Below are 23,116 nucleotides of genomic sequence, written 5' to 3' on the forward strand. Positions count from 1 at the left end.
GACCGGCCACTCCTGATTATAATTCGTTAAATAATTTCTGGCGCAGCGGCTGCGCCCAATCGATATAGCGCACATCGGCGGTTTGTTGCCAACGTACCTCAAACCACATGAGCATCAAATATTCGAGCCACGGCTGCCAACGGCGGACTTGACGCTCAAGCTTTAAAATATCTGAATATCCTCCGCTCTGCGCATAGTATCGCAGCAGCTGCGTTTGTTGTTGCACACTGTAGCCATTTGCACAAAACAGTGCGGCAAACTCCAACGCGATATCGGCGTTTGCCGCATACTCCCAGTCAATCAGACGGTCACCCTGCGCACCCTCGACCCAATTTTCAGGGTGAATATCCATGTGCGCCGTCGACATTTTGACCGGAGAGGGCAATCGTCGTTTCATTAAACGCTGATGTACCCGCAGCCACGCAGGCGATAATCGCTGCGGGTCAACTGACTGCCAATAAATCTGCAACCGCCGTTTTAAGTCAAGAGGCTCGCCCTGTGGGGTGCTACCGTGCAACGCTGCCAGCATAGTTGCTAAACGCTTTTGCGCAGATTGACTGAAAAAAGAGGCCGTATTCAGCGTTTGTCCGTTAATCCAACTCACCGCCAGCCAAGGGCTTTGCCAACAGATTACCGAGGGGGCAATGGCTTGGGGCGTCAAAGATCGCAGCAGTCTGCATTCGCGTTTACGGCTAATGCCCAGCAGCCGTTTTTCGGCCGACTCATGCCGCGCTAAACAGTGGTGGTTACCTGCCACAATACGCCAGCTTTTGCTGCTTAGCCCTTCCACAGGTGTAAAAATACAACCGGCGGAATAATCCGCCGGAAGATGTTTTTTAACCCAGACCTGCAGACTACTGCTGATTTTGCACCGCACCGCTGCCGGACCACACGATTTCACCGCTTTGCACCGTCATCAATTGCATATCAAGCGTTGGTGATTTCACATTGCCGCTGGCGTCGCTGTACAGCACGTATTGGGCATTAACCTGCCGCGCCAGTGCAATAGCCTTGCTGCGAGAAACCAGGTTGTCGTCTGGCGAAAGCCCCATCGCCTGTTTTGCCGTCGCCAGCTGTGAAGCCGGCACTACGGTAAAGGTGTTATTCGACGCCAGCGCCGTGTGCATCGCTGAAGTAATTTTACCGGTTTGCAGAGAACCGTTGGTACTGTTCTTCACGTTGTCGAGCAGCAAAACGCTTCCCGCCTGCACGCCTTCAGCCTGCAGCATTTTGGCAACCAGCGGCTGCACGGTCGCGCTCCAGTCAATAGACTGCAGTTTAGGCGGCTGAGGAATGGTCTGAACCGGTGGCTGACCTGAAGTTTCAGGCGTGCCCGTACCCGGCACAGTTGTCACGGGTGCTGTCGTCGTCGGCGGTGGCGTCTGAGGTTGCTGTGGTTGTTCTTCCTGGGTAGTAATACAGCCACTGAGCGCCAGCGTTGCCAATGCCACGAGTAAATACTTTTTCATCAACCCTCTCCGTACCGAACTTTAAAGATAAAGATGGACGCGCACACTGTACGCATCAAGATTGCCATTAAGCGAGTAAATATCGACGTCTGAGTTTGCCGGAACGGTAATGGTGCGCGGCTCGGCAAACGGCAGCAGGTCTAATCCTTGCCTATCATACCAATAGAAAACATAGTGTATTTGTATTGCTTTGGGTTGATTGTTACTCAACGACAGCGTGGCCTTTTGGCGCCCCTGATCGACAGACAGCGACGGCGTGCCGGGAATTATCCCGGCGGTCAACACCGGTGATTCCATGATAACCGTTTGCTGATTATTCAGCGCAATACCCGGCTTGCTGCTGCACCCTGCAAGACACAGCAGCACTGCACATGCCATCAAAAATCGCATAACCTTCCCCTAATAAGCTTCAATATACCCACGGGCGCGGGCATCAAAGCCGCACATCCGCGTTTTAGTGCGATAGCAGAGGACCAAGATTATGACCACCCACCAGGTGCATATGTATATGATACACCACCTGGCCGGCGTCTTTGTTGCAGTTAACTATCAAACGGTAACCATTTTCCGCAATGCCTTCCTGCTCGGCAATCCTGGCAGCGACGGTCATCATGCGGCCCAGTGCGGCTTCATGCTCGGCGGTGACATCATTCATGGTCGGGATCAGAACGTTGGGTATGATAAGAATATGGTTAGGCGCCTGCGGGGCGATATCACGGAAAGCAGTGACCAGTTCATCCTGATAAACCACGTCTGCCGGAATTTCGCGGCGGATAATTTTACTGAAAATTGTTTCTTCGGCCATGATGTTTCTCCCTTGATCGCGTTTCATTACAAAAGCTGTGAGCGCAGTATGAGTCAGCCATTCCGCTATTTTCAAGTTTTTAAGGCGTTTACAGTTCAACACAAGGTTAAAGGAGTGTGGCGACGGATATCAAACACGTTTTTCAATACCTGTCGCCACTTTTCAACTGACTAAAATTTAATCTAAATTAGTCGTCTTATTACTATAATTTAAATGCTCTTTTCAACCACATCGCCAACAATGCCATCTTTGTTTTTAGGCGTAATTGTCAGTTTGTCAAAGCCATTTGAATTATAAACGCTCACACAAACGGTTCTTCCGTGCGCTGTTTTAGTACTGCTCGTCCACGTGATAACAGTGTCGCCTTCTGCGCTCCCCCCTTGGGCATCATAGTCGTAATGCGCGGTATATTCCCTTTGGGAAAAACCGCATGATGTGGTTGATACACTGAGATTGCTCACCTTAGGTTTGTTATCTTTTATAGGGCCGTAAGTCGTTGAAGAACTCCAATTTCCCTTGGTATTATCAGAACTGATTGCCGTCACCCTGAAATTAATATTGCCTCCTATATCATCGGCTACCAGCCTATAATATCGAGTTCCTTCTGCTACCACTGTTCCATTAATATACCAGGTGATTGTTTTTAAGGTTTTAGCATCATCCCCATCTTCCAAACTATAGTTTGCTCTCAATTGTTGGCCCACTATGAATATTCCACTGATATTTAGTCTGTCTACATTTGGCATACCTACGACAGGGCCAACACCAGGTGCTGAGGATGATCCTCCCGTTAATCCGCTAGAATTTGTTGCAGTCACATGAAAGCGAATTTCGGCCCCTATGTCATCTTTGGTCAGCGTATATTTGCGCAGAGTGGCCCCGGGGATTGTTCCTGGATTGCTCCCAGAAGTGCGCTCCCAGGTCATTGTTTTTTCAGTTTTACCGGCATCCCCATTTTGCAAAGTGTAGTTAGCGGATAAAGTCTCTCCTACCCTTGGCGTTCCGCTGATACTCAGGTTAGATATGCTCGGTAACGCTATAACAGGGCCAAAACTAGGTGCTGAAGCCAACTCTCCCTTTAATCCACTAGAATTTGTTGGAGTCACGTGAAAGCGAACTTTGGCCCCTACGTCATTGGCAGTCAGCACATATTGTTGCTTAGTGGCCCCGGGGATTATTCCCGGATTGCTCCCAGAAGTGCGTTCCCAGGTAATTGTTTTTTTAGTCTGCTCCGCATCCCCATTTTCTAAAGTGTATAAAGCGTCCAAAGTCTGACCTTCAATTGGACTACCCCAGATCCTCTGGTTAGATATGCTCGGTAACGGTATAACCTTTATTTTATTGGAAATAACTAAACTACTGGATTCACCCAACCTATTACGCGTGATAGCTTGAACATGGATTTCGTGGCCAACGTCTGCAAGAGTAATAACGTAGTCTTTACTTGTCGCACCCGTTATCCATTCTTTTTCATTCATCCATTGGTAACTCGCCTTTTCCTCTGCCTCTGCAACACCGTTACCGACGTACTTATAAGACGATTTCAGCGTACTTCCGATGACCGATTGCCCGGTAATGTTTAAATCTTTAATGACAGGTTTTCCATGTTTAACGGTAACGGGGACGTCTATAGATATCGGTGCCGCGGTGGTGCTGGTTGCTGCCTGGCTAACGTTGATGTCAGTAGTGCCCACTTCAATGAACTCTATCTCTCCTTTATCAGAAACCTTAACAATGCTTACATCTGAAGATCTATAGAGGTAAATCCCGCCGTTTCCGCCGGAAACACTGAGTTTTTGCTTCGTCGCCCCGAAGTCAACCGTCACGGGATCAGCATGCAGCGCCAGCGCGTCTTTCAAATCAACAGTGACGCCAAACGTGGCCGTTTGACCAAGGTAGTTAGCGCTCTCCGCCTCCGTCACCGCGATCTTCGCGGTGCCTTTAGCCCGCGCCGTAACATTGCCCTCGCTGTCTACTTGAGCGACGGTGTCGTTGTCACTGCGATAAGTCAGCTTGCCACCTTGCCCACCGTTACCGCCGCTTGCCGTAACACCCGACTTGTCACCTACTTTTAACTTCATCGGACTCACTTCAAGCGCGACGCCGACAATTTTGTTGACGGTAATCGCGACGTCAATCGGTTGCGATGCCGCCGTGTTCTCCGTTGCCGGCTGGCTCACCGTGATGCGGGTTGTGCCCGCCTTCACAAACGTCAGCTCGCCCGTCGTCGACACCTTAACCACGCTTTCATCCAGGGATTTATAAAGGTAAGTCCCGCCGTTTCCGCCGGAAACACTGAGTTTTTGCTTCGTCGCCCCGAAGTCAACCGTCACGGGTTCAGCATACAGCGCCAGCGCGTCTTTCAAATCAACAGTGACGCCAAACGTGGCCGTTTGACCAAGGTAGTTAGCGCTCTCCGCCTCCGTCACCGCGATCTTCGCGGTGCCTTTAGCCCGCGCCGTAACATTGCCCTCGCTGTCTACTTGAGCGACGGTGTCGTTGTCACTGCGATAAGTCAGCTTGCCACCTTGCCCACCGTTACCGCCGCTTGCCGTAACACCCGACTTGTCACCCACTTTTAACTTCATCGGACTCACTTCAAGCGCGACGCCGACAATTTTGTTGACGGTAACCGCGACGTCAATCGGTTGCGATGCCGCCGTGTTCTCCGTTGCCGCCTGGCTCACCGTGATGCGGGTCGTGCCCGCCTTCACAAACGTCAGCTCGCCCGTCGCCGACACCTTAACCACGCTTTCATCCAGGGATTTATAAAGGTAAGTCCCGCCGTTTCCGCCGGAAACACTGAGTTTTTGCTTCGTCGCCCCGAAGTCAACCGTCACGGGATCAGCATGCAGCGCCAGCGCGTCTTTCAAATCAACAGTGACGCCAAACGTGGCCGTTTGACCTAGGTAGTTAGCGCTCTCCGCCTCCGTCACCGCGATCTTCGCGGTGCCTTTAGCCCGCGCCGTAACATTGCCCTCGCTGTCTACTTGAGCGACGGTGTCGTTGTCACTGCGATAAGTCAGCTTGCCACCTTGCCCACCGTTACCGCCGCTTGCCATTACACCCTTCTTGTCACCCACTTTTAACTTCATCGGACTCACTTCAAGCGCGACGCCGACAATTTTGTTGACGGTAACCGCGACGTCAATCGGTTGCGGTGCCGCCGTGTTCTCCGTTGCCGGCTGGCTCACCGTGATGCGGGTCGTGCCCGCCTTCAGGAACGTCAGCTCGCCCGTCGTCGACACACTAACTATTTTCACATCTGCTGATTTATAGCTCAATTCCCCGCCGTTGCCGCCGGAGACATCCAGCGTTTGAACCGGTGCACCAAAGTCTACCGTTACCGATTTAACTTGTAGTTCTTCTGGTATATGTTTAGTCACGGTCACGGTGAAAGTTATCGGTTCAGGCGCATTTACCGTTGCAGTCGGCTTTTGATAAACGGTTATTTCTGTTACGCCCACTTTTTTAGCGATCAGCTTCCCCTGCTCGATGGCAACAATTTCTGCGGATTTGGATGTGAACAGATACTCCTCACCAATAATACCGCCTGTTGGGCTAACCGTTTTATTCTCCCCAACGTAAAGCGTTATCCCTGGAAGCGGGTCTATTTTTGCTGCGGAAAACTCCACGTTAATATTACGTGAGAGTGATTTTTTCGCTGAAATGGAGGACGCCGCATCTACAGTATTAGGCTGTAAACTGACGGTAACGGTATCATGACCAGGCGTGGTAATTCCCTCATAGCGAATGATCATCTCCCCATGATCATCCGTTACGCCGGTACGCTTGGTAATGGTTCCCAGCGCCGAGTTTAACTGGCTCCAAAATACAGGTGCCATGGAAGCAGGTCGATCGTAGCGATCTTTTACAATAGCGGTCAGAAATAGTTGCCCCGAAGTTCCCTGTGGGAAGATTATCACCTCATCGCTTTCCACTGAGGTGTTGCCATTGGCAATCAAAAGATTGCTCAATTTTAGGCTAGGGATATTTACAGTCTGTTTTACTGACTCTCCTGATATGTTGTCTTTATTGATGGGTGTGACTTGGAAAATAATATTTTGTCCGCGATCTTCAGCTCTTACTTTATAGGTCAAACCTTCACTCAATGATGTAGCGCTGTCATTTTCGTTAAACCAGACAACCGGCGAACCGCCGTCTATTTCGTCATTGCCTTCATTATTAACAAACAGATAACTGGCTGCCAGCGTCTCCCCTACGTCAGGCGTACCGGTTATATTGACTTGCTTTGCCGCAGGTGCGATATCGCCCGGAAGTACTGTGACCTGATAGAAGGCGTTATTAACCGGCGTTTGCCACCAGCCCTGCTGAAACTCTTGAGCACGAATGGTCGTTTCGCCGCGTTTTAGAGGCGTGATAAACCCGCTGTCCAATTCAACCTTGACTATTTCATTCTGGTCGGAGGTATATTTAATGGCGCCTCCATAACCGCCCTTGGCCAGATTAACCGACTGTGCCGCCCCAGCCTTAACTGTCAGCCGATCGGGGCTAAAATAGAGCGGACGAAATAGCTCCTCTCTTTTATATTGCAGCACAATATTATTGTTTCGGGTAACGAAGTCGTGACGAGACAGGGACAGTGCACTCATTGCCTGGCCTTTTTGTGGATCTAACTGCTGCTGCAGGCTCTGATCAAAGTTCCAGGTAAAATTCATACCGATTTTTAAATCATGAGGCTGGCCGGTCATCAGGGTTTCTTCGAGGGTGAACCCCAACAGGGAGACGGGCTGCCAGTTGAAGCCTAATGTGAGGCCATAAGGGTCTGCACTTACGCGACTACGCGTACCCAAGACATCAACATCTTTGCCGTACCAGTGGAATCCGGTTAATTTTACCGCTAAAGGCCTTAATATTAAGGCCTCAAGGTTTATATCCCACCCTCTGGCGGCGCGTTCATACAGGCCATAATGTAGAGGGTCTGGATTAAACTGCGTGTCATTGGACTTTTTCCACCCGCTGAGCGGCAAATAGTAGTTAAAAGAGCTCCGGATAGTTTCGCCCCAGACCTCAAACCCAAGCCCCAAACGGTTATGCCTGCGCGTAATATCTTGATCAAAAAACGCGTTGGTACCCACAATTAAATTATCGTTAATGCTATAGCGATAACCCAGGCCGAGATTAAACTGATTTCGCTCATTCCAGCGATGAGAGCTTAGTTGTGAAAACAAGGTGTAGTTATCACCCTCAAGCCAGGGGTAAAGATAGTCGAGTCCGAATTCAAAACGGCTCCTGCCATCAATGCCGGTGTTTATGCTGGCTCTAGCCTTAGCATCAGAAAACGATAATAACTGTTCGATTTGCTGTGAGGCCTGACTGTTTACGGCACCCACGGCTTTTGAAGACAGTTGCTGCGAGAGTGGAGCTTGACTTAGCGTAGGCCCTAACTGCTCCAGCATTGAGGTGAGGGGAGGATTATCGTTTCTAGTGTTCCCCTCTGACTGCTGCGCACTGCTGTTTTCTGTAACCAGTAGCGGTAATGTATTGGATGAAACCCGCTCAGCGTTGTCGTTTGTTTCCTTTCTATTGACGCTAATCGCTGAAGCAAGGGGTTGCGGTGCTGATGTTGTCTCTGCGGCCAACGGGCTGTCTTCAATGCGGCCATTTTCCGCCTCTGCAAACGTCAGCTCACCTTTATTCGTCGTCTTAACAACATTCTCATTCAGCGGTTTATCGCTCAATCCCCCCCTATTGCCGTCGGAGACCTCAGGCGTTTGCTTCGCAGTGTCTAATTCAACAGACACGGCGTCAGCGTGCAGCGCTGTCGCATCTTTCATTTCAAAGATAAAATATGAAGTCATTATAAAAAATATAATAACCACTGCCCACTTTACAGCCATGCTAAATTTTATTTTTCTTGAATCACTTAAATTATTGGACATATCCATGTCACCTTTCTCACTTGAAATTCATATCGATTAAATAAATCTATATTAATAATTTATAAATATAAATCAGTAAAGCTTATCAAATAAAAACAAGTAACAACCCACATCTTTTAACAATGTGCCATTACAATATTTAATTAAATAAACTTAGCAATATAGCTAAATTAGACAATCATATTACCTTCAATAGAGTAAGTAATCATAATTTTGAATGGTTGGCGTGTGAATTACATGCTTTTCACAAAAATAAGAATGTGACAGGATTAACAAAACCATCAATATAAATAATAATAAATGAAAGTTATAACTCTTTTACAAACCATAAATAGAAAAAGGAGACCAACGTCTCCTTTTTCTATTTCAACAATAATCAGCCTTGCCGCAAATTAATTATTGCGGATGTAGTCATCCATATCTGTTTTCAGGTTATCTGACTTGGTACCGAAGATTGCCTGTACGCCAGAACCTGCGACTACAACCCCCGCCGCGCCCAACTGTTTCAGGCCAGCTTGGTCAACTTTTGAGACATCGGCCACGCTCACACGCAGACGCGTGATACAGGCATCCAGGTTAGTGATATTTTCTTTACCACCAAACGCTTTCACCAATGAAGCAGACATTTCACTGCCGCTCTGTGTAGTCTGGGCCGCTGTGGTGTCTTCACGGCCCGGCGTTTTCAGGTTCAGCTTAACGATCAATACGCGGAAGATAGTGTAGTAAACCACGCCATAAATCACCCCGACGACAGGGAACAACCAAATGCGGCTGCTGTTACCGCTTAGCACCACAAAATCGATTAATCCGTGAGAGAAACTGGTGCCATCGCGCATCCCCAACAAAATACAGATTGGGAAGGCCAGACCGGCCAGAATCATGTGAATAACATATAGAATCGGCGCAACAAACATAAATGCGAATTCGATAGGCTCGGTGATACCGGTCAGGAAAGCAGTCAGCGCAGCAGAAATCATAATGCCGCCGACTTTGGCGCGATTTTCAGGCTTGGCTGAGTGCCAAATCGCGATCGCTGCCGCCGGCAGTCCATACATTTTAAACAGGAAGCCACCGGAAAGTTTACCTGCCGTTGGGTCACCCGCCATATAACGTGGAATATCACCGTGGAATACCTGACCCGCCGAGTTAACGTATTCGCCAACCTGCATTTGGAAAGGAACGTTCCAGATATGATGCAAACCAAATGGCACAAGTGCGCGTTCAACCAGACCATAAATCCCGAAGGCTACAACCGGGTTTTGGTAAGCGGCCCACTGAGAGAAAGTTTGGATTGCGCTGCCAATAGGTGGCCAGATAAATGACAGAACAACGCCCAAAATAATCGCGGCAAGCCCGGAGATGATCGGGACAAAACGTTTACCGGCGAAGAAGCCCAGATACTCAGGGAGCTTGATGCGATAGAAACGGTTGAACATATAGGCGGCGATGACGCCCGAGATAATCCCACCCAGCACGCCGGTGTCGGCCAGATGTTTACTGGCAATTTCATCGGCAGGCAGGTGCAGAACCATTGGCGCAACGACGGCCATGGTTTTCACCATAATTCCGTAAGCGACCACCGCAGCCAGCGCGGACACGCCGTCGTTATTGGTGAATCCGAGCGCAACGCCGATGGCGAAAATCAGCGGCATGTTGGCAAAGACTGAGCCTCCCGCTTCGGCCATAACGTGAGAGACAATGACGGGCAGCCAGCTAAAGTTTGCGGAACCGACACCCAGCAGTATGCCTGCGATAGGTAAGACGGAAACGGGCAGCATTAGCGATTTACCGACCTTTTGAAGGTTTGCAAACGCGTTCTTGAACATATTGATAGTGCTCCTGAGTAATGGTGCTTTGATACTTCCCAGGGTCTTTAGCCGATGCCATTAACCCTGTTGCAGAGGCTTTTTTAGCCTCTGCGGGCGGGGCATATATTTGCCCCTTTTATTTATTACGAAGGGTAAAATAAATCGCTTCAATAATATTTGATGACAGTCACGTTTTGTTAAAAAATAATCAATAACCCGCTATAAAGTTTCCTAAAATCAACAATACAGGCTACGGCTAAGGGGAAAATTGGCGTTATCGCCTGAAAACCGCGAGCAGGGTAGCGGTTCAGGCGATTAATTACGAGGTGAAAATAAAAGCGGAGTTCTCCCGCTGGCTGGATTACGCCAGGCGTGCGGAATCGATGTGAAACAATCGAGAGAAGTTTTCAGTCGTCGCTTCTGCCAGCGTGTCGAGGCTCACCCCTTTGACCACGGCCAAATATTCGGCAACATCACGCACATAGGAAGGTTGGTTTTCTTTACCACGGTGCGGCACCGGCGCAAGGTAAGGGGAATCTGTTTCAATCAGGAGTCTGTCCATCGGCACATAACGCGCCGCCTCACGCAGCTGCTCGGCGTTTCTAAACGTCACAATTCCTGAGAAAGAAATATAGAAGCCAAGATCCAGCAACACCTTAGCCGTGTCTTTATCCTCGGTGAAGCAGTGCAGCACGCCACCACATTCACCGGCTTTTTCTTCACGCAGAATATCCAGAGTATCTTGGCGTGCATCGCGGGTATGCACGATCACCGGTTTATTCAGCTCGCGTCCGACACGAATATGGTGGCGGAAAGAGTCCTGCTGCAGCTTCAGTTGGACATCTTCTTTCTGATAAAAGTAGTCCAGCCCGGTCTCACCCATCGCCACAACGCGCGAATCGGCGGCCAGAAACCTCAACTCTTCAAAATCATAGCCTTCTTCGATATTCAGCGGATGAACGCCACACGAAAAAGCGACTTCCGGGCGAGTACCAATCAGCTCTGCCATCGCGCGATAGCCGGGCAAGGTGGTTGCCACGGCCAGCATGAATTTCACATCGCGGGCGCGAGCTTTTTCAACCACATCGTCAACGCTGGTGTGCAACGCCTGATAATCAAGACTGTCGAGATGACAGTGGGAATCGACTAAAAACATAAGGTTAACTCTTAATATTGATCAAAATTGTAGGGAACTTTCCCAGTCCAGCAGCCGTTCGGTCAGCAGCAGCTCACGATTAACACCGACTACGTTAAGCAACTGTTGGCGGCAGAGCATCCAGCCCTGCAAGTTTTGCTGTAAAAAGGCGTTATTCATCGCGCTCGCCAGCAGGGAAATCAGCGGTTGCTGGTCGAGGTTAATCACATAATGCCCTGCGCCCTGCTGATATTTAACAACATCGAGCAGCACCGACATCAGCCAGTGCAGACGCTCGGCGGCATCGTCATGATTAAGCTGTGGCAGCAGCGAGAGAAGGTCACGCTGCTGCCAGCTAGCCGCCAGCTGTTGGCAAAGCATCTCGCGCTGCTTCCAGCGTTCAGGTTGTAACAACTCAAGCGCCGCTAACGGTGTACCCTCGGTGAGTCTTAGTGCGGTCTGGATGGCTAACGGTTCGGCCTGCAGTTGCCGCGCAATCCACTGCGTGGCAAGTGAAGCTTCCGGCGTAGCTAAATGCCAATAGAAACAGCGGCTGCGCAGGGTCGGCAACAGCCTTGATGGCTCACGGCATCCCAGCAAGAAATAAGTGCCTTCCGGTGGTTCTTCAAGCGTTTTTAACAGAGCATTGGCAGCCGCTTCGGTGAGCAGCTCGGCCTGAGGGAGCCAGACCACCTTCGCGCCCCCCTGTTGAGAATAATTGTAGAGTGTTTCAATCAGCTGACGTACCGGTTCAACACCGAGACTATTTTTGCCTTTTTCAGGCATAAGCACGTGCCAGTCTGGGTGGTTACCGGCAATCATTAAATGACAGCTGTGGCACTTACCGCAGCTTTTCTCGCCATCGGGGTGCTGACACAACAGCCAGCGACTGAGGCCATACACCAAGGCCTCATCCCCCATGCCTTTCGCAGCCTGCATTAACAGTGCGTGATGACCACGCTCCCCCTGATATTGGGAAACCAGTTGTCGATAAGGACCGTTTAACCACGGATACCAATTCATGCCTGAGCGCCCTGCTTACGCTGTTGCTCAATCCATTCAATTAAAGTGTGGCGAATATCGGCGGCAACCTGTTCAAGGCTCTGTGAGGCATCAATGGTTTTTATTGTTGCGTCTACAGCTGCCAAACTGAGGTAGCGCTCACGGGTACGTTCAAAAAATGCCAATGACTCTTGCTCGATGCGGTCGAGTTCACCGCGCGCACGGGCGCGCTGCAGCCCAATCACCGGCGACAGGTCGAGATAAAGAGTGAGGTCAGGGCGAAAATCGCCAAGCACGGTATCACGCAGCGAGGCCATCAGGCGGCTGTCAATGCCGCGCCCACCGCCCTGATAGGCTTGAGAAGAGAGGTCATGGCGATCACCCACCACCCAGGCACCGCGAGCCAGAGCCGGTTTTATTACATTTTCGACCAACTGAACGCGAGCTGCATAAAGCATGAGAACTTCTGCTTTATCCGTGAGTTGTTCCCCCTCAATGCCCTGCTTGATCAAGTCACGCAGTTTTTCGGCCAGCGGCGTACCTCCCGGCTCACGGGTGAACTGAATATCGGCGATACCCTGCTCACGCAGCGTACTCACAACGACATCGCGGGCGGTGGTTTTTCCTGCGCCTTCAAGGCCTTCGATAACAATAAAGCTACTTTTCATTCTTGTTTTTCATCAGGTCGCGATACACGCGCACTGCCTTGTTGTGGCTTTCGAGGTTGGTAGTAAAGGTATGCCCACCCTTTCCATCGGCAACAAAATAAAGATAATCGCTTTTCGCCGGATGCGCCGCGGCTTCTATCGACGCCTCGCTCGGCATCGCGATAGGGGAAGGCGGCAGCCCGTCAATAACGTAGGTATTATACGGCGTTGCAGTTTCGAGATCTTTCTTGGTAATCACGCCTTTGTAGCTATCGCCCATGCCGTAAATAACCGTAGGGTCGGTCTGCAGACGCATGCCGATGCGCAGTCGGTTAATGAACACAGAGGCTACTTCTTTGCGCTCATCCTTGATGGCGGTCTCTTTCTCAATAATAGAGGCCATCGTCAGCATGTCGGTGGGTGTTTTATATGGCAATGACGTATCGCGGTCTTTCCAAATTTGCGCCACGGTCTTTTCCATGCGCAGATGTGAACGTTTTAGCAACGACAGGTCGGTGGTACCCGCCGTATAGGAGTAAGTGTCGGGATACAGCCAGCCTTCGGCATTTTTGGCGTCTTTCATATCTAGCGCAGTAGCAATTTCGTCGTCACTTTTGCCGCTGAGATCGTGTTTGAGATAGTCAGCATTTTGCAGTACTTTCATCCAGTCCTGCAGGCGGAATCCTTCAACAAAACGGATGCTGAATTGCGCCTCTTTGCCGCTTCTCAGCAGCTCGAGCATTTGGCGCACGGTCATGCCGGCAGGAAATCGATAAGTGCCGGCCTTGAATTCGCTCAGCGGCGGTTCTACCCGCAGCAGCCAGCCAAACCAGGTCCGAGAGCCTATCAGTTTCTGCTCAATCAGCAAATCTTCGAGCCCAACGCGTCCCGTTCCGGCGGGTAAGGTGAAGATCTTTTCCTGGGCAATATTTAATTTGCGGTCGGCAAAATGTTCAACTTTGACGTATCCGGCAATGACCACCGCCAATAGGATGATGACGATGATTGCTAAAATTTTCGTTTTTTTATTTTTCATGACTTCTTCACTTTAAAATGTTTTGATAAACATTCATTTAAAGACAATATGGTGTTAAAAAATCGAACAACTGTGAATCATTATAATGCCAGTTTTCTATCTTTTTGACCGGAAGAATTGGCATCAATGCGTTGCAAATGATGACCTCTTCAGCATCGGAAAGCGCTTGAGGTGCTTCTGATACCTCTTCAATACTTAAATCCCAACGTTGCTGCAACACTGAAATAATACGCTGGCGCATAATCCCGGCCACGCCAGAGTGTGTAAGGTCAGGGGTAAACACCTGATGTCCTTTACGCCAGAATAGATTGGCGGCGCAGCATTCAACCAGCATGCCGGAAGTATCGACCACCAACGCTTCCTGCGCGGTGGTTTTATCAAGATGCATGCGGATCATCACCTGCTCCAGCCGGTTTAGGTGCTTAATACCGGCAAGGAGTGAGCTGCGCGCTAATGCTACGGGGCTCAGCGCCAGCTCAATCCCCTCGATGCGCCATTGATGATAATACTGAGGATAACCGCTGATTGACATGATTCGGGTTGGGCCCAGCGTGCCCTGTGCGCTGTAGCCACGACCGCCCTCACCACGCGATAAAATGACCTTCAGCACCGCTTCATCATGCCCTGCAGCGGCAGACTGCATTTCACTACGCAGGCCCGGCCAATCGCAGGCTGGCATAAGCAAACTAGACGTGGCATTTTGCAATCGCGCAATGTGGTCATCGAGGTGCTGCACCTGCCCCTCTTTTACCCAGGCGGTAGTAAAACAGCCATCACCAAACTGCACGGCGCGATCGCCCACAGAAACCGTGCGTTGTTCAATACCATTTATCCAATACATGATCCTTCCCTCCTTCGGCTATGAGACTGGCGTAGTCGTCTCATCGATACCACGAGAGCATTCTGACTTTAGATATGAATCAAACTTTCGGCAGACAGCAAAAAGGCCCGAAATACGGGCCTTTATCTGCAGCTGTGCCGTCACTTACAGTTTACGGAATACCAGAGAACCGTTGGTTCCGCCAAAACCGAAAGAGTTACACAGGCTATATTCCATACCTTTAACCTGACGCGCCTCGTGTGGCACAAAGTCAAGGTCACAGCCTTCATCCGGGTTATCCAGATTGAGCGTTGGCGGAACAGCCTGGTCACGCAGTGCCAGTAGAGTGAAAATAGACTCTACCGCGCCGGCGGCACCCAACAGGTGACCGGTCATGGACTTGGTGGAACTGACCAGAACACGATGTGCATCAGCACCAAACACCGATTTTACCGCCTGGGCTTCGGCTTTATCACCGGCAGGCGTCGAGGTACCGTGCGCATTGATATAGCCTACCTGAGAAGCGGAAATTCCCGCATCCCGAAGCGCATTATGCATTGCTAATGCCGCACCCGCGCCGTCTTCAGGCGGTGAAGTCATATGAAAAGCGTCACTGCTCATGCCAAAACCGACGATTTCTGCGTAAATTTTTGCGCCGCGCTTTTTCGCATGTTCGTACTCTTCAAGCACCATGATACCGGCGCCGTCACCAAGTACAAAACCGTCACGCTCTTTGTCCCAAGGACGGCTTGCTGCCTGTGGGTTGTCATTGCGGGTTGAAAGCGCACGTGCTGCTCCAAAACCCCCAACACCCAGCGGAGTACTGGCTTTTTCTGCGCCACCGGCCAGCATGATGTCTGCGTCATCATAGGCGATAATACGTGCCGCATGGCCGATGTTGTGTACGCCGGAAGTACAGGCGGTGGAAATTGAAATACTGGGACCTTGCAGGCCAAACATAATGCTTAACTGGCCGGCAATCATGTTCACGATAGTCGAAGGCACAAAAAACGGGCTGATTTTGCGCGGTCCACCGTTAACCAATAAAGTGTGGTTTTCTTCGATAAGACCCAAACCGCCAATGCCGGAGCCGATTGCGGCACCGAAACGCGGGGCATTTTCTTCGGTCACTTCAAGACCGCTATCTTGCATAGCTTGAATACCGGCGGCAACACCGTACTGAATAAAGGTATCCATCTTGCGGGCATCTTTTCGCGAGATGTACTCTTCACAGTTGAAATTTTTTACTAAGCCAGCAAAACGCGTTGCGTAGGCACTAGTATCAAAATGGTCGATTAGGCCAATGCCACTCTTACCGGCAAGTAGAGCATTCCAAGTAGACTCAACTGTATTGCCGACAGGAGACAGCATGCCAAGTCCAGTCACAACAACTCGACGTTTAGACACGTGTGTCCTCCAGGGAGGGAAAAAAAATACCGTGGGGCGAAAAAAACTTAGGCGGTCAAATGACCGCCTAACTATCTAAACCTTATTCGAGAATAGGTTCGATTACGCCTGAGCGTTAGTGACAAAATCAATAGCTGCCTGAACAGTAGTGATTTTCTCAGCTTCTTCGTCAGGGATCTCGGTATCAAACTCTTCTTCCAGAGCCATAACCAGCTCAACGGTGTCGAGAGAATCTGCGCCAAGGTCGTCTACGAAAGAGGCAGAGTTAACTACTTCTTCCTGTTTAACACCCAGCTGTTCAACGATGATTTTCTTAACGCGTTCTTCGATAGTGCTCATACTATTAAATTTCCTATCAAAACTCGCTTTCGCGATGGTTTTCGTAGTGTATAAAATGTTGGAAAAGATGCAACTAAATCCCGGCTGGTCAAACCACTATTTTGCATTATTAGCCTTATTTTAAGACTAAATAAGCAAAATCTTAGTGATTCTTAGATCATGTACATGCCGCCATTGACATGTAAAGTCTCACCAGTGATGTAGCTGGCCTCATCTGAGGCTAAAAATGCAACAGCGCTGGCAATTTCTTTTGCATCGCCCAACCGGTTGGCTGGAACTGATGACAAAATGCCTGCACGTTGATCATCTGTCAACGCCCTTGTCATGTCCGTCTCAATAAAGCCAGGAGCCACGACGTTGACAGTAATGCCGCGTGAAGCAACTTCACGCGCCAAAGACTTGCTAAAACCAATCAAACCGGCTTTAGCCGCCGCGTAGTTCGCCTGTCCTGCGTTACCCATGGTTCCAACTACAGAGCCAATGGTAATGATCCGGCCAAATCGCTTTTTCATCATAGCCCGCATTACCGCTTTTGACAGCCTAAACACAGAAGTCAAATTCGTATCCAGGATATCCTGCCACTCGTCATCTTTCATACGCATCAGAAGGTTATCACGGGTAATGCCAGCATTATTGACTAAAATGTCGATTTCGCCAAATTCAGCACGAATCGTCGCCAATACCTGCTCAATCGACGAAGAATCAGTCACATTGAGCGCAATACCTTTGCCGTTTTCGCCTAAGTAAGCACTGATATCTTCAGCGCCTTTTTCGCTGGTCGCGGTGCCAATAACACGTGCGCCACCTGCAACCAGTTTCTCTGCAATAGCTCGGCCAATACCGCGGCTAGCGCCGGTGACCAGAGCAATTTTTCCGTCGAAGCTCATCATCTTCCTCTTTTTATTGATCAAGCGCCGCTGCCAGGCTTGCAGTGTCGTTCACTGCCACAGCTGTCAGGGTGTCAACTATACGCTTGGTCAGGCCGGTCAATACTTTACCAGGACCAACCTCAATTAACTGCTCAACGCCTTGCTGTGCAATGTATTCGACGCTTTCTGTCCAGCGTACTGGGTTATAAAGCTGGCGAATCAGGGCACTGCGAATTGCTTCTGCGTCCGTTTCAACCTTCACGTCCACGTTGTTCACAACAGGATACTGTGGTTGGCTGAAAGTAACTTGATCTAGCGCAACGGCCATTTTATCAGCCGCAGGCTTCATTAATGCACAATGCGACGGTACGCTGACCGGCAACGGCAGTGCCCGCTTGGCGCCCGCTGCTTTACAGGCTGCACCCGCACGTTCAACGGCTTCTTTATTGCCGGCAATAACCACCTGGCCCGGTGAGTTAAAGTTCACCGGAGACACGACCTGACCCTGTGCCGATTCTTCACACGCTTTGGCGATAGCATCGTTATCGAGGCCGATAATGGCATACATTGCACCGGTACCTTCAGGTACCGCTTCCTGCATCAGTTTACCGCGCAGTTCAACCAGGCTAATGGCCTGTTTGAAATCCAGAACACCGGCGCAAACTAATGCTGAATACTCACCCAGGCTATGACCTGCCATTAAAGCAGGCTTGGCACCCTTCTCTTGCTGCCACACGCGCCAGATAGCCACAGAGGCGGCCAGCAAAGCAGGCTGAGTCTGCCACGTCTTGTTTAACTCTTCGACCGGCCCCTGCTGCACCAATTGCCATAAATCGTAGCCTAAAACAGAAGAGGCTTCAGCAAAGGTCGCTTCCACGATGGGATGCGCGGCAGCCAGGTCTGAAAGCATACCTAACGCCTGAGAACCTTGCCCAGGGAAAACCACTGCAATCTTGGTCATTTTGCAATCCTGTTAATTCGTAAGATCTAAAGAGGTTCGTAAAAAATTAAAAACGAACCAAGGCCGAGCCCCAGGTGAACCCGCCGCCAAAGGCTTCGAGCAGCACGAGTTGCCCGCGCTGAATACGGCCATCACGCACGGCTTCGTCAAACGCAGTAGGAACGGATGCGGCTGAGGTGTTGCCATGACGGTCGAGGGTAACCACGACTTTGTCCATGCCCATTCCCAATTTTTTAGCCGTTGCACTAATGATGCGCAGATTTGCCTGATGCGGCACCAGCCAGTCGAGCTGTTCGCGCTCCATATTATTGGCCTGCAGCGTCTCTTCAACAATGTGTGCCAGTTCGGTAACCGCAACTTTAAACACTTCGTTGCCCGCCATGGTGACATAGGCCGGTTGTTCTGGTTTTTTCTGGTCTGGATATTCCAGGCTCAGCAGATTGCCATAATGGCCATCTGCATGCATGTGTGTGGAGATAATACCTTGTTCTTCTGAGGCTCCAAGCAGAACCGCACCCGCACCGTCACCAAACAGGATAACCGTACCGCGGTCTTCTTCATCGAGCTTGCGCGAAAGCACGTCAGAACCGATAACCAGCGCATAACGCACGGCTCCGTTTTTAACGTATTGATCAGCAACGCTTAACGCATAAGTGAAGCCCGCGCAGGCCGCCGCCAGATCAAACGCAGCCGAGTCTTTAATCCCCAGCATGTTTTGAATCTGACAGGCAGAGCTTGGGAACGCATGCGAAGACGAGGTTGTGGCGACAATGATCAAACCGACGTCTTTTTTATCGACGTCAGCCATCTCCAACGCTTTTTCAGCGGCGGCAAGGCCCATTGTGGCCACAGTCTCATCCGGTGCTGCAATGCGTCGTTCACGGATACCGGTACGTGAAACGATCCATTCGTCAGTGGTTTCAACCATTTTTTCTAAGTCGGCGTTAGTCCGAACTTGTACGGGCAAGTAGCTCCCCGTACCGAGAATCTTTGTATACATGTACAGTCAGTCACTCTTGGGTAATACAGCCTCAAGGCGCGCGGCGATCCGCTCGGGAACCTGCCGCTGCACCGCCTGAACAGCCTGTTCGATAGCAACAGCAAACGCCCGCTGATTTGCTCCGCCGTGGCTTTTTATCACGATGCCGCGTAATCCTAATAAACTCGCGCCATTATACTGGTCGGGATTTAAATGGCTGAAACGCTTTGCTAATTTTTTCTGTACTATTTTTTGCAACGCGGGTCCGAACCACTTCATCCACCAAGACTTCTTGCCATTCTCCCCAGAGGATTTAAGCAACGACAAAAACATCCTGATCACACCTTCCATAGTTTTCAGTGTGACATTACCTACAAAACCATCACATACCATGACATCCGTTTTACCGGTTAGCAGGTCATTGCCTTCAAGATAGCCGATATAATTGATAACGGGTATGTTTTTTAAAATCGCGGCGGCTTCACGGATGTTATCAAGCCCCTTTGACTCTTCCTCGCCAATATTAAGCAAGGCAACGCGCGGATTAACCGTGCCGATGACGTCTTCCGCCATGACGGATCCCATCACCGCAAACTGCACCAGCATACGGCTGTCGCATTCAACGTTAGCCCCCAGATCAAGCACCACGGTTTTACCTCGCTGCTGATTCGGCAGTACCGTCATCAGCGCTGGGCGCTCAATGCCATCCAGAGGCTTTATAACCAACTTGGCCAACCCCATTAATGCACCGGTATTTCCGGCGCTGACGCAGGCCTGTGCGTCACCACTCTTAATCAACTCCAGCGCCATCCGCATTGAGCTTCCCCGACTGGCGCGGATAGCCTGCGAAACTCTGGCGTCATTCGCAATCACAGACTCAGAGGCAATAATTTGTATCCGCTCCAATACAAGAGGATCGGTTTTAGCCAAATAAGGTGTGATGTCGTCGGGATCACCGACCAGAAGAAGATTGAGTTCAGGATTAGAGGTCAGTGCCTGCAATGAAGCAGGCACTGTGACGGAAGGACCGAAGTCCCCGCCCATAACGTCTAACGCGATGGTTAGACGTTTCAAGGTATCGCCTTGCTATTACTTAACAAGTTTAAAGTTATCAAGTAAATAGTTAGCAAGTTAGAAATCAGCCGATAACCTTGCGACCGCGGTAGAAACCGTCGGCAGTGATATGGTGACGCAGGTGAGTCTCGCCAGAAGTTTTGTCTACAGACAAAGTGGCGGTGGTCAGAGCATCGTGTGAACGACGCATGCCACGTTTAGAACGGGTTGGTTTATTTTGTTGTACGGCCATGGACCTTACTCCTCAATTACTTTTCTTTAAATTCGCTAATACGGAAAACGGATTCGGTTTCTCCGCCTCTGGAGGCAGTTGACCAAATATCATTTCCGCGTCGGACACTTCACAGTGTTCAGAATCATGTACCGGAACGACAGGCAGTGAAAGAATAATTTCGTCTTCAATCATAGCCAGCAGATCAACTTCGCCAAAATTGTCGACTTCGATCGGCTCGTACGCTTCCGGTAATGCTTCAGCCTGCTCATCATTCTTAACAGGACTAAAACAATATGTTGTGTGAACCTGATGCTCAAACGTCTTGCCACATCTCTGGCATTCCAGAGTAACAGTGACATCCGATTGACCTTTAATAACGGCCAAGCGTTGATTGTCGATATCAAACGACAAAGAGGTCTGTACTTCTGAGTCCACACTAACCACTGATGCTGCAACTCGCGTCACTTGGTCCGCGTCGTAGGCTCCAATGTAGTCTACACGCTTTTGAGCGGTACGAACGGCATCAACGGTCAGGGGTAATTTTACTTTTTGCATAGGGCGCGCATATTAACTTTGTAACGACGTAGAGTCAAAGAAAAAGGGCATTTTACTGCGCCTTTCACCAATATTCGCTTCCTCAGCGGCGGACAGTTTAAAATGTGTGATTCAATAACGCTATGCTTTGTGAAAAAAATTATGCAAACAATGACGCAAAAAAAGATCCTTCTGGCCTCAACCTCGGCCTACCGCCGCGCAATTCTTGAAAAAACGACGCTAAAATTTAGCTGTGCGGCTCCAAACATTGATGAGTCGGCGCTTGACGGAGAGTCTGCGGTCGAACTGGTGAAGCGCCTTTCTGCCCACAAAGCGCGCGCACTGGCTAACGATCATCCCGAACATCTTATCATTGGATCAGATCAGGTCTGTGTGATCGACGAGACGATCCTCGGTAAGCCTCACACTTTTGACAACGCCTGCCGTCAACTCGGCATGGCAAGCGGTAAACTGGTGCGCTTTTACACCGGTCTTTGTCTCTTGGATAGCGACAGCGGTCAAGCCCAAGTGCTATGCGAGACATTCGACGTGCATTTTCGAACGCTTACAGCGCAGGAAATTGCCGGCTATGTGAAGCTTGAACAACCTTACGACTGTGCGGGTAGCTTCAAATGTGAAGGCCTGGGTATTAGCCTGTTTGAAAAGCTCGAGGGCCGCGATCCCAATACGCTGATTGGCCTGCCGCTGATCGCCCTGCTCGCCCTGTTGCGTGAGCACGGTGTTAATCCGCTCGTTTAACCAATTTAAAAGACGATATCAAAGAACAGGCATAAAAAAAGCGCCCAGGGGGCGCTTTTTAATCCGCGGTATCTTAACTTCCCAGCAAATTACTTTGTACTTTTTCGAAGCTTAACCAAGGCGTTGCGAAGTTTTGGCTCTAACGGAGCTTCAATACGCATTGTCTCTCCATTGGCCGGATGTTCGAAGCGCAGTGCGGCGGCGTGCAAGAATAGGCGATTGATGCCCAGTCCTGAAAGCTGGGCATCAAACTCGCGGTCGCCGTAGCGGTCGTCAAAGGCGATAGGATGACCGGCGTATTGGGTATGGACGCGAATTTGGTGTGTACGCCCAGTGACAGGACTGCATTTTACCAGCGTTGCAAACGTATACTTTTCTTCAATTTTAAAGCGCGTTTCAGAAGGCTTACCTTCACTGTTAACCCGGACAATGCGCTCACCGCTTTGCAGAATATTTTTCAGCAACGGCGCCTGCACGACTTTGCAATGCGACTGCCATTCACCGCGCACCAGGGCGAGATAATCTTTTTGCATGGTTTTCATGCGCAGCTGTTCATGCAGGGAACGCAGCGCCGAACGCTTCTTCGCCACCAGCAGTACGCCGGAGGTGTCGCGGTCGAGGCGATGCACCAGTTCAAGGAAACGTGCGTCAGGGCGCAATGCTCTCAGCCCTTCTATCACGCCAAAGCTCAGGCCGCTTCCGCCGTGAACCGCTGTTCCTGATGGCTTATTGAGGATCAACAGGTGATCGTCTTCAAAAAGAATGCAGTGCTCAAGCGCCGCGACTTTATCGAGCTTGGCAGACACCGGCGCGTCTTCACGCTCGGCAACGCGCACGGGCGGAACGCGAACTTCATCACCGGCCAATAATTTGTATTCCGGCTTGATTCGCTTCTTGTTCACGCGAACTTCGCCTTTTCGCAAAATACGATAAATCATGCTTTTTGGCACACCTTTGAGGAAAGTGCGCAAAAAGTTATCAATTCTCTGACCGGCTTCGTCTTCGGTAATGGGGATTAATTGTACAGTTGGATTCTCAGTTTTCATGGGCCATGATTCTAGATGATTCTAAATATTAGGGGCAGGGTTCGCGCCGCTGATTTTTCTGTGCTTAACTCTAAGTTTACCAGCAACTGCCGAGGAATACTTAAACTAGCCAATATATTGAGTGAATAACGGGGTGCTATAGCCTTCAAAGGTGCTAAATAAACTTTACGTTCACTTAAAAGTCACCTTGCTATATCAGTGCCAGCAATGGAATAATGAGTTCACTTCCGCGTTGATTCTCTTGAACTTAGGGAAAACGCTGGAACTATAGATTTGCCTGATCGCACACAAACGCAGCAATGGCGTAAG

General features: G+C 50.0%; 21 protein-coding genes. 1 reads left to right on the plus strand and 20 read right to left on the minus strand.

The genetic code is table 11. The features are described from left to right. Nucleotides 1-16: 16 nt before the first annotated feature. The 19 genes from GA565_RS17255 to yceD all read right to left on the minus strand — a co-directional run bounded on the left by GA565_RS17255 (nt 17) and on the right by yceD (nt 21,023). Nucleotides 17-901 (minus strand): phosphotransferase, encoded by an 885-nt coding sequence (locus tag GA565_RS17255; protein WP_226950990.1) that lies wholly within the window; start codon nt 899-901, stop codon nt 17-19. After that, nucleotides 855-1,469 (minus strand): penicillin-binding protein activator LpoB, encoded by a 615-nt coding sequence (gene lpoB / locus GA565_RS17260; protein ID WP_152199627.1) that lies wholly within the window; start codon nt 1,467-1,469, stop codon nt 855-857. Before lpoB ends, GA565_RS17255 begins: the two co-directional genes overlap by 47 nt. Nucleotides 1,470-1,490: 21 nt before the next feature. Further along, entirely contained in the window at nt 1,491-1,859 is a 369-nt protein-coding gene (locus GA565_RS17265; RefSeq protein ID WP_152199629.1) for a YcfL family protein, read from the minus strand. A 64-nt stretch (nt 1,860-1,923) separates the two neighbouring features. Continuing rightward, the gene (gene hinT, locus GA565_RS17270; protein WP_152199631.1) at nt 1,924-2,274 is read right to left on the minus strand and encodes a purine nucleoside phosphoramidase; all 351 of its coding nucleotides are present in this window, start codon (nt 2,272-2,274) and stop codon (nt 1,924-1,926) included. A gap of 209 nt (nt 2,275-2,483) precedes the next feature. Beyond that, nucleotides 2,484-8,177 (minus strand): inverse autotransporter beta domain-containing protein, encoded by a 5,694-nt coding sequence (locus GA565_RS17275; protein ID WP_193311928.1) that lies wholly within the window; start codon nt 8,175-8,177, stop codon nt 2,484-2,486. 392 nt (nt 8,178-8,569) lie between these two features. Continuing rightward, nucleotides 8,570-10,003, minus strand: coding sequence for a PTS glucose transporter subunit IIBC (ptsG, locus tag GA565_RS17280; protein ID WP_152199634.1), 1,434 nt, complete (start codon nt 10,001-10,003; stop codon nt 8,570-8,572). 343 nt (nt 10,004-10,346) lie between these two features. After that, entirely contained in the window at nt 10,347-11,141 is a 795-nt protein-coding gene (locus GA565_RS17285) for a metal-dependent hydrolase (protein ID WP_152199636.1), read from the minus strand. A gap of 21 nt (nt 11,142-11,162) precedes the next feature. Beyond that, nucleotides 11,163-12,143 (minus strand): DNA polymerase III subunit delta', encoded by a 981-nt coding sequence (gene holB / locus GA565_RS17290; RefSeq protein WP_152199638.1) that lies wholly within the window; start codon nt 12,141-12,143, stop codon nt 11,163-11,165. Beyond that, nucleotides 12,140-12,790, minus strand: a complete 651-nt coding sequence (tmk, locus tag GA565_RS17295; RefSeq protein WP_152199640.1) for a dTMP kinase — start codon at nt 12,788-12,790, stop codon at nt 12,140-12,142. Before tmk ends, holB begins: the two co-directional genes overlap by 4 nt. After that, complete coding sequence (gene mltG, locus GA565_RS17300) at nt 12,780-13,805, minus strand: endolytic transglycosylase MltG (protein ID WP_152199642.1); 1,026 nt, start codon at nt 13,803-13,805, stop codon at nt 12,780-12,782. The genes tmk and mltG overlap by 11 nt, the downstream gene beginning before the upstream one ends. A 37-nt stretch (nt 13,806-13,842) precedes the next feature. Then, complete coding sequence (gene pabC, locus GA565_RS17305; protein WP_152199643.1) at nt 13,843-14,646, minus strand: aminodeoxychorismate lyase; 804 nt, start codon at nt 14,644-14,646, stop codon at nt 13,843-13,845. 144 nt (nt 14,647-14,790) lie between these two features. Further along, nucleotides 14,791-16,032, minus strand: a complete 1,242-nt coding sequence (gene fabF / locus GA565_RS17310) for a beta-ketoacyl-ACP synthase II (RefSeq protein ID WP_152199645.1) — start codon at nt 16,030-16,032, stop codon at nt 14,791-14,793. 102 nt (nt 16,033-16,134) lie between these two features. Then, entirely contained in the window at nt 16,135-16,371 is a 237-nt protein-coding gene (acpP, locus tag GA565_RS17315) for an acyl carrier protein (RefSeq protein ID WP_055783112.1), read from the minus strand. Between the two features lie 152 nt (nt 16,372-16,523). Then, nucleotides 16,524-17,258: a 3-oxoacyl-ACP reductase FabG gene (gene fabG / locus GA565_RS17320; RefSeq protein ID WP_055783109.1), complete on the minus strand. Its 735-nt coding sequence runs from the start codon at nt 17,256-17,258 to the stop codon at nt 16,524-16,526. Nucleotides 17,259-17,271: 13 nt separating this feature from the next. Then, nucleotides 17,272-18,201, minus strand: coding sequence for an ACP S-malonyltransferase (fabD, locus tag GA565_RS17325; protein ID WP_152199647.1), 930 nt, complete (start codon nt 18,199-18,201; stop codon nt 17,272-17,274). A gap of 46 nt (nt 18,202-18,247) precedes the next feature. Beyond that, complete coding sequence (locus GA565_RS17330; RefSeq protein ID WP_152199649.1) at nt 18,248-19,201, minus strand: beta-ketoacyl-ACP synthase III; 954 nt, start codon at nt 19,199-19,201, stop codon at nt 18,248-18,250. A 6-nt stretch (nt 19,202-19,207) separates the two neighbouring features. Beyond that, nucleotides 19,208-20,254, minus strand: a complete 1,047-nt coding sequence (plsX, locus tag GA565_RS17335) for a phosphate acyltransferase PlsX (protein ID WP_152199651.1) — start codon at nt 20,252-20,254, stop codon at nt 19,208-19,210. 64 nt (nt 20,255-20,318) lie between these two features. Beyond that, nucleotides 20,319-20,486 carry a 50S ribosomal protein L32 gene (rpmF, locus tag GA565_RS17340; RefSeq protein WP_002210931.1) on the minus strand — a complete coding sequence of 56 codons (168 nt, stop codon included), beginning with the start codon at nt 20,484-20,486 and terminating at the stop codon, nt 20,319-20,321. A gap of 12 nt (nt 20,487-20,498) precedes the next feature. Next, entirely contained in the window at nt 20,499-21,023 is a 525-nt protein-coding gene (gene yceD / locus GA565_RS17345; RefSeq protein WP_152199653.1) for a 23S rRNA accumulation protein YceD, read from the minus strand. A 141-nt stretch (nt 21,024-21,164) separates the two neighbouring features. On the opposite strand from yceD, the gene GA565_RS17350 reads away from it, so the two are divergent. Continuing rightward, the gene (locus GA565_RS17350; RefSeq protein ID WP_152199654.1) at nt 21,165-21,761 is read left to right on the plus strand and encodes a nucleoside triphosphate pyrophosphatase; all 597 of its coding nucleotides are present in this window, start codon (nt 21,165-21,167) and stop codon (nt 21,759-21,761) included. A gap of 89 nt (nt 21,762-21,850) precedes the next feature. Here the strand turns inward: GA565_RS17350 and rluC are convergent, their stop codons facing one another. Then, on the minus strand, nt 21,851-22,807 hold the full coding sequence (rluC, locus tag GA565_RS17355; protein ID WP_152199656.1) for a 23S rRNA pseudouridine(955/2504/2580) synthase RluC: 957 nt from the start codon (nt 22,805-22,807) through the stop codon (nt 21,851-21,853). Nucleotides 22,808-23,116: the final 309 nt, after the last annotated feature.

Origin of the sequence: Rouxiella sp. S1S-2, from assembly GCF_009208105.1 — a bacterium.
In the GTDB taxonomy this organism is placed as follows: domain Bacteria; phylum Pseudomonadota; class Gammaproteobacteria; order Enterobacterales; family Enterobacteriaceae; genus Rouxiella.